Source organism: Alloalcanivorax xenomutans (genome assembly GCF_032810065.1).
Classification (GTDB): Bacteria; Pseudomonadota; Gammaproteobacteria; order Pseudomonadales; family Alcanivoracaceae; genus Alloalcanivorax; species Alloalcanivorax xenomutans.
This window is the reverse complement of sequence record NZ_CP136538.1, coordinates 480,050-492,783: the sequence shown is the minus strand read 5'-3', so window position 1 is coordinate 492,783 and position 12,734 is coordinate 480,050. Positions and strand designations below refer to the sequence as shown.

The 12,734-nt window shown below is 63.1% G+C and carries 11 protein-coding genes; 7 read left to right on the top strand and 4 right to left on the bottom strand.

Annotated elements, in window-relative coordinates:
- Positions 1-7: 7 nt before the first annotated feature.
- Positions 8-1,204 (top strand): MFS transporter, encoded by a 1,197-nt coding sequence (locus tag RYH70_RS02430; RefSeq protein WP_022996841.1) that lies wholly within the window; start codon positions 8-10, stop codon positions 1,202-1,204.
- On the opposite strand, the gene RYH70_RS02425 is transcribed toward RYH70_RS02430, so the two are convergent.
- Positions 1,201-2,520 carry an ATP-binding protein gene (locus RYH70_RS02425; protein ID WP_317009737.1) on the bottom strand — a complete coding sequence of 440 codons (1,320 nt, stop codon included), beginning with the start codon at positions 2,518-2,520 and terminating at the stop codon, positions 1,201-1,203. The two genes, RYH70_RS02430 and RYH70_RS02425, sit on opposite strands and share 4 nt — an antisense overlap.
- Before the next feature lie 101 nt (positions 2,521-2,621).
- A complete protein-coding gene (gene ompR, locus RYH70_RS02420) occupies positions 2,622-3,332 on the bottom strand; it encodes an osmolarity response regulator transcription factor OmpR (RefSeq protein WP_022996843.1) in 711 nt (236 codons plus the stop codon).
- Between the two features lie 236 nt (positions 3,333-3,568).
- Between ompR and RYH70_RS02415 the strand changes: the two genes are divergently transcribed.
- The 6 genes from RYH70_RS02415 (at position 3,569) to RYH70_RS02390 (ending at position 10,161) form a co-directional block, all read left to right on the top strand.
- On the top strand, positions 3,569-3,931 hold the full coding sequence (locus RYH70_RS02415) for a response regulator (RefSeq protein WP_014992868.1): 363 nt from the start codon (positions 3,569-3,571) through the stop codon (positions 3,929-3,931).
- Between the two features lie 138 nt (positions 3,932-4,069).
- Positions 4,070-6,415, top strand: coding sequence for a Tex family protein (locus RYH70_RS02410; RefSeq protein WP_317009736.1), 2,346 nt, complete (start codon positions 4,070-4,072; stop codon positions 6,413-6,415).
- A gap of 125 nt (positions 6,416-6,540) precedes the next feature.
- On the top strand, positions 6,541-8,109 hold the full coding sequence (gshA, locus tag RYH70_RS02405) for a glutamate--cysteine ligase (protein WP_080530334.1): 1,569 nt from the start codon (positions 6,541-6,543) through the stop codon (positions 8,107-8,109).
- A gap of 243 nt (positions 8,110-8,352) precedes the next feature.
- Positions 8,353-8,856 (top strand): disulfide bond formation protein B, encoded by a 504-nt coding sequence (locus RYH70_RS02400; protein ID WP_022996846.1) that lies wholly within the window; start codon positions 8,353-8,355, stop codon positions 8,854-8,856.
- A gap of 203 nt (positions 8,857-9,059) precedes the next feature.
- A complete protein-coding gene (locus RYH70_RS02395; protein WP_022996847.1) occupies positions 9,060-9,434 on the top strand; it encodes a CidA/LrgA family protein in 375 nt (124 codons plus the stop codon).
- The gene (locus RYH70_RS02390; protein WP_022996848.1) at positions 9,427-10,161 is read left to right on the top strand and encodes an LrgB family protein; all 735 of its coding nucleotides are present in this window, start codon (positions 9,427-9,429) and stop codon (positions 10,159-10,161) included. The genes RYH70_RS02395 and RYH70_RS02390 overlap by 8 nt, the downstream gene beginning before the upstream one ends.
- A gap of 52 nt (positions 10,162-10,213) precedes the next feature.
- Here RYH70_RS02390 and RYH70_RS02385 read toward each other — a convergent pair whose 3' ends face one another.
- Together RYH70_RS02385 and RYH70_RS02380 are read right to left on the bottom strand one after the other, a co-directional pair.
- Positions 10,214-11,644 (bottom strand): esterase-like activity of phytase family protein, encoded by a 1,431-nt coding sequence (locus tag RYH70_RS02385; protein ID WP_317009735.1) that lies wholly within the window; start codon positions 11,642-11,644, stop codon positions 10,214-10,216.
- Between the two features lie 24 nt (positions 11,645-11,668).
- On the bottom strand, positions 11,669-12,535 hold the full coding sequence (locus RYH70_RS02380; RefSeq protein WP_233918031.1) for a hypothetical protein: 867 nt from the start codon (positions 12,533-12,535) through the stop codon (positions 11,669-11,671).
- Positions 12,536-12,734: the final 199 nt, after the last annotated feature.

The window sequence follows — 12,734 nt, the reverse complement described above, 5'->3', positions numbered from 1 at the left end:
AGCGCGCATGTCCGTCCAGCAACCCAAGGCCGCCATGGCCCGACACCCCCGTATCGCCGAACTGGCCCTGGCGCTGGGGGGCTTTGGGATCGGCACCGGGGAATTCGTGATCATGGGCCTGCTCAACCGGGTCGCGCTGGATCTTCAGGTGGATCCGCAGGATGTGGGCTATGCCATCAGCAGCTATGCCATGGGGGTGGTGGTGGGCGCGCCGATCATCTCCACCCTGGCGGCCCGGGTACCACGCCGCGCCTTGTTGATCGTACTGATGCTGGTGTTCGCAGTGGGTAATCTGGCCAGCGCCCTGGCCCCCGGCTTCTGGTCCTTCGTGGCGTTACGGTTCATCGCCGGTCTGCCTCACGGGGCCTATTTCGGCGTCGCCGCTCTGGTCGCCGCCTCGGCGGTGCCGTTTCATCAACGGGCCAGAGCAGTAGCCCGGGTGATGACCGGCCTGACCGTGGCGATCCTGTTGGGCGCCCCTCTGGGCACCTGGGCCGGCAATCAGTTCGGCTGGCCGGTGGCGTTCGCCGGGGTCGGCGCCATCGCTCTGCTCACCGCGCTGATGGTGCGGATTTTCGTGCCGATGCAACCGGTGGATCCCCACGCCAGCCCGCTGCGTGAACTGTCCGCGCTGCTCAAGCACCGGGTGTTGTTCACCCTGGGCATCGCCAGCATCGGCTTCGGCGGCATGTTCGCGGTGTTCAGCTATGTGATGCCCACGCTCACCGAACAGGCCGGTATGGACGAATCCCTGGGCCCGCTGGTGCTGGCCATCTTCGGTATCGGCACCATTCTCGGCACCCTGGCCGGCGCCCGTGCCGCCGACGGCAATCTGATGAAGGCCATCCCCGGCATTCTGATCTGGTGCGCGGTGATCCAGGGCCTGTTCTTCGTTGCCGCCAATTCCATGTGGTGGGGATTGCTGTTCGTGGGCTTGGTGGGCACCAGCATGGCGCTCGGTCCGGCGCTGCAGACACGGCTGATGGATGTGGCCGGCGACGGCCAGACCATGGCCGCGTCCCTCAATCATGCCGCCTTCAACCTGGCCAACGCCCTCGGCGCCTGGCTGGCCGGCGTCGCCACCCGCGGCGACCTGCCCTGGTCCACCACCGGGCTGGTGGGCACCGCTCTGGCCCTGGGTGGCCTGCTGGTGTTCTTCGCCGGCCGGGCGGTGGAGCGGGCCACGGCCACGCCCGACCGCTAGCGCACCCCGGCGGAGAGTGTCTCCGGCTGTACCAATTGGCCGGTGACCGGGAAGCGGATGCGCACTTGCAAGCCGCCATCCGGGTGGTTGTCCAGCGCCATCTGGCCGTGGTGCATGTCGACGATGCGCTTGACGATGGCCAGGCCCAGGCCGCTGCCGCTGAGCGTGCGCGCTTTCTCCCCGCGAGAGAATGGCTGCAACAGCATGGGAATGTCCTCCTCGCGCACGCCCCGGCCATGGTCGCGGACAATCAGCAACACCGCGTTGTCATCCACCATGGTGTGGATCTCCACCGGCGCGGCGCCGTATTTGAGCGCATTGGTGATCAGATTGGTGAGCATGCGCTTGGCGGTGAGCCGCTTGAGCATCAGGCGCGGCACCTCAGCCAGAGCGACACGGAGCTGCTCCGCCGGGTATTTGCCGCACACTTCCTCGATCAGCGCGTTGAGGCTTTCATAGGAAGGCTGCTCGTCGGCGCCGTCGCGAATGAAGGCAATGAACTGTTCGAGGATCGCGTCCATGTCCTCGATATCGGCGATGATGCCCTGGGACAGCTCCTCGTCATCGAGAAACTCAGCGGACAACCGCAACCGGGTCAGCGGCGTGCGCAAATCATGGGACACCCCCGCCAGCAGCAACGCACGGTCACGCTGCGCCTGTTGCAGATCCCGGGTCATGCGATTGAAGGCGCGGTTCACCGCCTGGATCTCGGTGGGACCGATGGTGTCGTCCAGCACCGGCACCGCTTCCCCCCGGCCGACTTTAAGGGCGACCCGCGCCAGCCGGCGCAGCGGCCGGTTCAGGCTGCGGGCAATCAGCAAGCCGCCGATCACCGCCAACAGCGGCACGGTGACACCCCAGCCCAATAGCAGGTAACGATCATAGTCGCGGAAGAACACCATCGGCACGCGCAGCCAGGTGCCCTCGAACGACGGCGCGTTGACCCACAGCACCGGTTGGCGGGCGTCCTCCAGACGGACAATCACAGGCTCGTCCAGCAGTTCCGCCAGTTCATCACCGAATTGATTCACCACCGGCCGTGTCAGCAACAGGCTGTCCGGCTCGCGCAGATTTGGGGGTGTCCCCACGCCAATACCGGTGGTGGCGCCCAGACGTTCTTCCAGAAAGTCGCTGTCGGCGCCCTCCTCGAAGATCAATTCCGCTTGCAGGGCGGTAAGCCGGGCGTACTCGCGGATACCCGGAAGATAGGCGTTACGGGCGAAAAACCACAGAGTGATGGCCTGGCTCAAGCCGATCACCAGCCCGACGATCAGGGCAGCGCGGAAAAAGGCGGTACGGGGGTAAAGTTTGGGCATAGGTTCTCATTCCAGCGCGCTGCCAGGGCGGTGTTCACGAAGGGCCACGAAGCCGCTGCAGGCGCTTGGTCCGGGCGGCGGGCCGCTGCAAGCGAATTATTTCAGTCCGGCACGAACACATAACCCACGCCCCATACGGTCTGGATATAGCGGGGCTTGGAGGGATCCTCCTCCAACAGGCGGCGCAACCGCGACACCTGCACGTCAATGGAACGCTCCATGGCGGACCATTCACGCCCCCGGGCCAGGCTCATCAGCTTATCCCGGGTCAGCGGCTCCCGCTGATGCTGGATCAGCGCTTTGAGCACGGCGAACTCACCGGTGGTCAGCGCCTGCGGCTCACCGTCGCGGCTCAGCGTGCGGCTGGACAGGTCCAGCGTCCAGGGCCCGAAGTCCACGCTGCCCTCCGCCTTGCTCGGCGCCCCCGGCACTTCACGCACGTGACGGCGCAACACCGCGCGGATGCGGGCGCTCAGTTCCTTCGGATTGAACGGCTTGGGCAGATAATCGTCGGCACCTGCATCCAGCCCTTCGATGCGTTCGGCGTCATCGCCCTTGGCGGTGAGCATGATGATCGGCAGGTCGTTCTCGCTCTCGCGCAGACGCCGGCAGATCGACAAGCCGTCCTCACCGGGCAGCATCAGGTCCAGCACCATCAGCGAGTAGATCTCCCGGGACAAGGCCCGATCCATCTGCTCGGCGTCCGCCACCGCTTTCACCGCGTAGCCCTGCTCCTCGAGGAACCGTTGCAGCAGGCCGCGCAGGCGGGCGTCGTCGTCCACCACCAGAATCTTGTCCACTTGTTCGCTCATGAGGCTTCCCGAATCGTTTTTAACTGCCAGATGCCCCCGTCTCATACCCGTCACTGTGACGGCGGGCAAGTTTTACGATGATTAAGATTGTATATAAAGATTACTGTCGGTACCTGGTATCCCGACCTCCGGCCTGACCGGAAACGGCACCCGGCTGACGTTTTTCATCAGCTTACCTTTGCCGGACGGGCTGCTATCATTTCGTCAAAATGCCGTTTTCAGGGGGGATAATACGCATGGCCAAGATACTGGTGGTGGACGATTCACCCACCCAGCTCACCAATCTGGCGAAGATCGTTGAGGGGCAGGGGCATCAGGTGATCACCGCGGTGAACGGCGTGGAGGGCATTGAACGGGCGCGCAGCGAACGCCCGGACCTGATTCTGATGGACGTGGTGATGCCGGAACTGAATGGTTTCCAGGCCACCCGCAAGATTACCCGGGACGCGGAGCTGGGGGGCATTCCGGTGATCCTGGTGACCACCAAGGATCAGGAGACCGACAAAGTCTGGGGCGAGCGCCAGGGCGCCTCCGGCTACATCGTCAAGCCTCCCAGGGAAGCGGAGCTACTGGCGGAAATCGACCGGGTATTGCGCTGATCCGCGGCGATAACCACAGCCATCCGGGCAAGTCAATCTATGAACGGCCGGAGTCATTCCCTATGATTCCGGTCGTTTCTTATATACGTGCCGGAAACGCCGGCGTGATGCGGATCAGCGTGCAATCCAGGAATACCCATGCAGAGCATCGAACAGATCATCGCCCAGGAACTCAACGCCCAGCCGCAACAGGTGACCGCCGCCGTCGCCCTGCTGGACGAAGGAGCCACCGTGCCGTTTATCGCCCGTTATCGGAAAGAGGCCACCGGCGGGCTGGATGACACCCAGTTGCGGACCCTGGAAGAGCGACTGCGCTACCTGCGCGAGCTGGAGGAGCGCCGCGAAGCGATCCTCAAGAGCATCGACGAGCAGGAGAAGCTGACCCCGGAGCTGGAGAAGGCGATCCGCGAGGCGGACACCAAGACCCGGCTCGAGGATCTGTATCTGCCGTACAAGCCCAAGCGCCGCACCCGCGCGCAAATGGCCCGCGAAGCCGGCCTGGAGCCGCTGGCGGACGCCCTGCTGAACGACCCCGGCCTGGATCCGGAGAGCGAGGCCGCCGGCTACCTCAACGAGGAGCACAAGATCGCTTCCGCCAAGGATGCCCTGGACGGCGCCAAGCAGATCCTGATGGAGCGCTTCGCCGAAAACGCCGAGCTGCTCACCCGCATGCGCACCTTCCTTTGGGAACGGGCCCAGATCCAGTCCAGGGTGGCCGATGGCAAGGAAGAAGAGGGCGCCAAGTTCCGCGACTATTTCGAGCATCAGGAAGCCCTCAAGAGCATCCCCAGCCACCGTGCCCTGGCTTTGTTTCGCGGCCGCAACGAAGGCGTGCTGCACGTCGCCATGGTACTGCCGGAAGAATTGGAAAACGCCGAGCCCCATCCCTGCGTGGCCATGGTCCGCGAAGTGGCCGGCTGGCGTGATCAGGGCCGCGGCGCCGATAACTGGCTCGGCGAAGTGATGCGCTGGACCTGGAAGATCAAACTCAACACCCACCTGGAAACCGAACTGCTCGGCCGCGTGCGCGAACTGGCCGAGGAAGAGGCGATCCAGGTGTTCGCCCGCAACCTCAAGAGCCTGCTGATGGCCTCCCCGGCGGGCCCGAAAGCCACCATGGGCCTGGACCCGGGGCTGCGTACCGGGGTCAAGGTGGTGGTGGTGGACGCCACCGGCAAGCTGCTGGAACACACCACGGTTTTCCCGCACCAGCCGAAGAACCAGTGGGCGCAGTCCCTGGCGGTGCTGACCAAGCTGAGCATCAAGCATCAAGTGGATCTGGTGGCGATCGGCAACGGCACCGCCAGCCGCGAAACCGACAAGCTCGCCGGAGAACTGGTCAAGGCGCTCAAGGACAAACAGCAGATCCAGAAGATCATGGTGTCAGAGGCCGGCGCCTCGGTGTACTCGGCCTCCGAGCTGGCGGCGCGGGAATTCCCGGAACTGGATGTGTCCTTCCGCGGTGCCGTGTCCATCGCCCGCCGTCTGCAGGATCCGCTGGCGGAGTTGGTCAAGATCGACCCGAAATCCATCGGCGTCGGCCAGTACCAGCACGACGTCAGCCAGGTGAAGCTGTCGCGCTCCCTGGATGCGGTGGTGGAAGACTGCGTGAACGCCGTCGGCGTGGACGTGAACACCGCCAGCGCGCCGCTGCTGGCCCGCATCGCCGGCCTCAACAGCACCATCGCCGGCAACATTGTCAGCTTTCGCGAGAAGAACGGCGCCTTCAACAATCGTGACGCTCTTAAGCAGGTGCCGCGTCTTGGGGAAAAAACCTTCGAACAGGCCGCCGGCTTCCTGCGGGTCATGAACGGTGAGAACCCGCTGGATGGTTCCGCCGTGCACCCGGAGGCCTACCCGGTGGTGGAACGGATCGCCAAGAAACACGACCGCCCGATCAAGGATCTGATCGGCGACATCCCGTTTCTGAAGAGCGTCAAACCGGCCGAATTCACCGACGAGCATTTCGGTCTGCCCACCGTTACCGACATCCTCGGAGAGCTGGAAAAACCGGGCCGCGACCCGCGACCGGAATTCAAGGCGGCGGAGTTCAAGGAAGGGGTGGAAACCCTGGCCGACCTGAAGCCGGGCATGATCCTGGAAGGCGCGGTGACCAACGTCACCAACTTTGGCGCCTTCGTCGACATCGGCGTGCATCAGGACGGTCTGGTGCACGTGTCGGCGCTGGCCGACAAATTCGTCGAGGATCCCCATGATGTGGTCAACCCCGGCGACATCGTCAAAGTGAAGGTGCTGGAGGTGGATCAGGCGCGCAAACGCATCAGCCTGACCATGCGTATGGACGATCGCCATCAGGAGCGTCAGGCTGGTCAAAGCCAGGGCGCACCGGCGGGCAAGGGCCGGCGTGGCGGCGGCCAGGGCCAGCGTCAGCGTGGCGGCGGCAACAAACCGGCGGCGGCACCGCAAGGCGCTCTGGGAGCGGCTTTCGCCAAGGCTCTGGAGCAACAGAAGAAGCGCGGCTAACCTTCCGCCAAGCAGCCAGCGGGCAGCGTGCCGGCCAAAGCGGCGGCACGCCGCCGGTAAAGGATCATCAACACGGGCGGCGGACCGACACCGCCCCGATCACCGCCCAAGAATGGGACAGCCCCATGACCGACTTGCTCAGTCAACGCATTCAGGCCCTCCTGGACTCCGACGCCGCCAGCACCCTGGTGGGAATTCGCCGGGGCATCGAAAAAGAAAGCCTGCGTATCAGCACCGATGGCAACCTGGCGCAAACCGGCCACCCCGAGGCGCTCGGCTCAGCCCTGACCCATCCCTACATCACCACCGACTACTCCGAAGCGTTGCTGGAGTTCATCACGCCCGCCAGCAGCGATCTGCACAGCCCGCTGGAATTTCTCGATCAACTGCACCGCTACACCTACCGCCATATCGGTGACGAGTTGCTGTGGGTCAATTCCATGCCCTGCCGGGTGAAAGAGGACAGCGAAGTGCCGGTGGCCCGCTACGGCAGCTCCAATGTGGGCCGCATGAAGCACATCTACCGCATCGGTCTGGGCCACCGCTACGGCCGCAAAATGCAGACCATCGCCGGCATTCACTACAACTTTTCCTTCCCGGAATCATTCTGGCAACTGCATCAGGCCCAGGAGGGCAGCGAGGAGCCGCTGCAGGATTTCATTTCCCGGCGCTACTTCGATCTGACCCGTAACTTCCAGCGTTATTCCTGGCTGCTGGTGTACCTGTTCGGCGCTTCGCCGGCATTGTGCGCGTCGTTCCTGGCCGGCCGCGAGCACCACCTGCTGGAGCGCTTCGACCACAGTCTCTACCGGCCCCATGCCACCAGCCTGCGGATGAGCGATCTGGGCTACCAGAACAATGCCCAGTCGTCCCTGGCGATCAGCTACAACAACCTCGACGAATACGTGGAGACGCTGACCCACGCCATCAAAACACCGGAACCGGCCTACGACGCCATCGGCGTACTGGATGCCAAAGGCGACTATCAACAGCTCAACGCCAACATCCTGCAAATCGAAAACGAGTACTACTCCTCGATCCGGCCCAAACGGACCATCAACAAAGGAGAGCGCCCCACCCTGGCGCTCAAGCGTCGCGGCGTCGAGTACATCGAGATCCGCGCTCTGGATCTCAATCCGTTCGAACCGGTGGGCATCAATCAGCAGGAAATCCGCTTCCTCGACCTGTTCGCCACCTATTGCCTGCTGCGCACCTCGCCGCAGTTGGAAAGCTGTGATCTGAACGCCAGCAAGGACAACCTGCGCCAGGTGGTCTACAACGGCCGGGACACCTCCGTGGCCCTGAATAACTGGGGTGAGAGCGTGACACTGAAACAGTGGGCGCTGGAGAAGCTGGACCAGATGGTGCCGATCGCCGAATTGTTCGACCGCTGTCACGGCGGCAACAACTATTGCGACGCCTTGAAGCGTCAACGCTTGAAGGTGGAAGAACCGGACGCCACGCCATCCGGGCAGATCATGGATAAGCTGGAAAGCCGCGACCAGACCTTCTTCCAGTTCGCCATGAACCAGGCTCTGGCCCACAGGGACCACTTCCGCTCCCGGCCGCTGGACGCCGACCGCGAGGCGCAACTGGCCACGCTGGCTCGCCACAGCCTGACCGAACAGGCCGCCTGGGAAGCGGCGGACGACATGGATTTCGAAAGCTATCTGGAGACCTATTTCAAGGACTGATGGTTGCAAGGGCTGACGGCAATGGCGCGGGGAACCATTGTGTCCGTCCCGCACTCCATACCATCATGTCCCTGAAGTTGAAGGGGGGGAATCGCGGTCCGTGGACAGTATTCGCTGCCAAGGCAGCTTCCCACAGAGAGGGGCTACAGAGCCGCTGTGGGAGCAAGCTTGCTCGCGAATCAGCATGCCAGCGATTCGAAAAAATAAACCAGGCCCCGCCTGAGCCGGAAAGGAATCAAATCGATGTGGTCCAAACTGCCTTCGCCCCGGGCCCTTAACGGGCTCGCCCTGCTGGCCTGCGTTATCGCCATGGCCAGCGCCCTGTATTTGCAGCACGTGGATGGCCTGGAGCCCTGCCCGCTGTGTATCTTCCAACGCATCGCCGTGTTCGCGGCGATGGCCATTCTGCTGGTGGCGTTCCTGCACGGTCCGCGCGGTATCGGCGTGCGTATCTATGCCGTGCTCACCGCTCTCGCCGCCCTGGTGGGAGGCGGCATCGCCATCCGCCATCTATGGCTGCAAAGCCTGCCGCCGGATCAGGTGCCCGGCTGCGGTCCCGGCCTGGATTACATGCTCGACGTGTTCCCGCTCCATGACGTCCTGGCGCAGGTGCTGTCCGGCTCCGGCGAGTGCGCCGAGATCAGTTGGACCTTTCTTGGCCTGAGTATCCCCGGCTGGTCGCTGGTGGTGTTTACCGGACTGTTGCTGTTCGCCCTGGTACAATTGTTCCGTCCGTTACGCGCCTGACCGGTTGTCGCCGGCGGCCCTTTTCGCTGGCCGCCGGCTTCATGCCTCCGGGCCAGGCGCCACGACGCTGCAGGGAGGCACTCGACGCGGGCCTTTCGGGCCTGATTCAGGCCGTTCCGCCGATTCCCCCATTCCACCACTTCAGGTCCGCAGCGCCGTGATTCCGGGCTTTGTCCAGAGGTAGGGACTTCCGGGAGATCCTGATGATTGATGGCCTGCTGATTCTGTTGTTGTTTCAATTTCTTGGCGAGGTGCTGATCCACCTCACCGGCCTGCCCCTGCCGGCACCGGTGGTGGGCATGATCCTGCTGCTGTTCGCGCTGATGCTGGGCGCACCGGGGATGGATAAAGTCTCCGAGGCCGCCGGGGCCCTGATTCGCCATATCACCTTGCTGATCTTTCCTCTCGGCGTCGGCATCGTGCTGCAATGGCACCGCTACCAGGACAATGCCCTGGCCCTGGCGGTGTCGGTGGTGTTCGGCACTCTGATCGCCCTGGTACTGGTGACTCTGCTGCTGAAGGTGCTGCTGCGGCGCTCTTCCCATGGCAGCGGTGGAGGAGACTCGCACCATGGCTGAGTTGATGCACACTCCTCTGCTCGGTGAGCTGCTGCACACCCCTTTGTTCGGATTACTGCTGACGCTGGCCAGCTACCGTTTCGCCCAATGGGCCTACGCCAAATCCAACAGCCTGGCGCTGTTTCACCCGTTCATCGTCGCCGCCATTCCGGTCATTATCGTGCTGCCGCTGGTGGGCGTGCCTTACGAGGAATACCGTGAGCAGACCGCTCTGATTTCCTTCCTGCTCGGTCCCGCCACCGTGGCCCTGGCCTGGCCACTGTATCGTCAGCTGCATACCGTGCGCAGCGTCTGGCGGCCATTGCTGATCACCGTGGTGATCGGCGCGGCTCTGGCCTCCGGGCTGGCGGTGGGCCTGGCCTGGTGGCTGGGCGCGCCGGAAACCGTGGTCGGCTCCCTGGCGCCCAAATCCATCACCACGCCTATCGCCATCGAGGTGGCGAGGGTCACCAATGGGGATGTTTCCCTGGCCGCCGGCGCGGTGGCGATCACTGGCATCGTCGGCGCCCTGGCCGCCGGCCCGGTATTCCGGCTGTTGCGGGTGGAGGATGACCGCATCCGCGGCTTCGCCCTCGGCTTGGTGGCCCACGCCATCGGCACCGCCCGCGCCTTCGAGTTCAGCGAAAAGGCGGGTGCCTTCGGTGGTCTGGCGCTGGGCCTGACCGGCCTGCTGACCGCCCTGGCCCTGCCCTGGATCTGGCCGTGGGTTTCCTCGTTGATGGGATGAGCATCGCGGCCCTCCGGTGCAAGGGCCGCGACAAGTGGGGAAGCCTGGAGGGTTATTGCACCGACAGATCCGCCGGCACTACGTAGAGCCGGTTGCCGTCGATGGTGTTGCTGTCCAAGCGCTTCTGGACCAGCTCGCCGTCAACGGACCAGGTGGCGAAATCATCGTCGTTGAGTACGCCCAGGGTTTCACTGTCGATCACCCACAGCCCTTCCATCTTGTCGTGGGGATAGCTCACCTGGGCCACCATATCCACCACCAGGCTCTTTTCCACCGGCACGATGTTATGCGCGGCCAATGCCTGCCAGCCCTGGTTCATCACCACCTGCTCCAGGGTCTCACCGTTGATGGTCAACCCCAAGGCGTCGTCCTGGACCAGATCGCCGCCCACCGCCAGATCTTCCAGGTTGGTGCCGGTAGTCAGATCGATACGGTAGACATGCTTCTGGGCATCCGGAGTCGCGGCGTCAACGCCGTCGGGGCCGCCGTAGAGAAACTTGCCGTCCCGTTCCAGCACCAGAAACTGGTTCTCGCTCAGCGCCGCCAACTCCGAATTGGAGTTCTGCGCTTTCTGCTGCTTGTAGAGATACTGGCCGACCCGGCCGCTTTCCAGATCAACGGTAACGATACGGGTGATATCCAGCGCCCGCACATCCTTGCTGGGCAGATCCATGGTGGACTGCATGATACCCACCAGAGTCTTCTCATCCGGAGTAATCGTCAGCCCTTCCATGCCGCGATTGGCGCGCCGGTGGCCAAACTCCGCCGGCAGCGCATGGGCGTTGCGTGAGTCCGCGACAAACGGATTGATGCGTTCAATCTCCTTGCCGTCAGCATCGAAGTGCACCATGTGCGGGCCATACTCGTCGCTGACCCAGAAAGTGCCGTCACTGAGCGCCACCAGCCCTTCACCGTCCAGACCATAATCATCCAGGCGCAGGGGGTTGCTCTCTTCGTCATAGGGCGAGCTGGGGTCAACCAGAATTGGCGAACCGTCGGAGTTATAAGGTGTTTCACCAGTGCCGCCGAGACCGTCGCTGTTGGGCAAGCCTGTGATCAGGGTTCCGTCCGGACGTTTCAACAGAATTTCGTTCAGCAATACCACTTCACCGTCGTCGGTGACTTCGAAATGGCCGATACGCGGGGTGTATTCCGGCGTGGGGAATTTCTTGCCCTTGCCATAATTGCCGGTATAGGTGGCGTTGGGACCACGGTCGGTCAGCGCATAGAAACGCCGGTCCGCTTCCGGATCCGCGGTCATGGCGGAACCAAACCCCCCGTTACGTACTTCGAAAGGTTGCTGGTCGCTGGCGTCGATCAGATCGGAGCGCAGCACCGAGTATGGCAGTAACGCGCCCTCCGCCGGCACGATGTCCGCCAGGGAGGACGGATTGGCGGGCGCCGGGTCATTGTCGGAGTCGCTACCGCATCCCGCCAGTAACGAGGACGCCACCAGAGTGGCAAGCAAAGTTTTTTTGAACATGGGAAGATCCTTGGTGTTGTTGTTTCAGGGCTGACAAAAAGCGCTGTCGTACTGGTAGACGAAACCGGTCTTGGTCTGCCCGTCCGCTTCCACCCATTGCTCCAGGCCGCGCAGGGCATCAAAGGCCTGGCGGGCCCGGTTCACCACTTTGCGTGTGTAGTCCGCGGACGGGTCTTCGTATTTGAAGGACAGCTCCGCCACTACCGGTGACTGGCTGCCCGAAGGTGTGCCCTGATACCAGAGCGTGACGCTGATTTCGGCGTCGTGCTGGCCCAGATCAATATCCACGTTCCGGTACGCTCTCTCCCGTATGGTCAGCCCCCCGACCAGGGACAGAGTGAGGTTGTCATCCAGGCCGTAGTCGGACTGGAAACCGGGAAAATGGGCATGAATATCGTCCATGCGATTGAGCGTGCGAGTATTGGGCGCCTTGGTGGAGTGGCTATAAACCACCTTGAAAGGAATCGCGCTGGTGGCGCCGACATCCGCTTCCAGCTTGCTCTCCGCGCCATTGGTGGAGGACGACACATCCTCGAAGTCCGCGATGTACCGATCCGGACTGCGGAATTTCAGAGTGACCTCGGACTCGCCGTTTTCCACTCGCTCACGAAAGCTGTAGCCCAATTCCCTAAGCCGGCACGTCGAGGCGGTGTCATAAAAACGCACCTGGCGGTCGTGATCCAGGCTGATGGCCCCGCTGACATCGCGGCCAATGGCATTCTCGATGGCCGGTTTCACCGCTTGCATCAGGGCCAGCACATCACCCGATTCGGTTTGCGATTGAAACCGGCTGGCATCCAGAATCAATTTGTATTCCCGGGAAATAACATCGGGGTTGGCTTGCGCCTGCAAGGCCAGCGAACCCAACACCGCGATCAGCAATCGTCGCACGAGACCTCCTTATCCGGATTCTGGGGTGGGAAAACCCTGCAGACCCTAGAAGGTGGCCGTGACACTTTAATGACCCGGAGCCAATAACCTCTGGTATTTCAAGGCCATAGCCAGGGCTCTCCGTGGGACTTATAAGAGAGCGGGAGGGTTATGAAGAAATCATCTTTTGCAGCAACTCACTGATGGCGCGTGCTTTTTC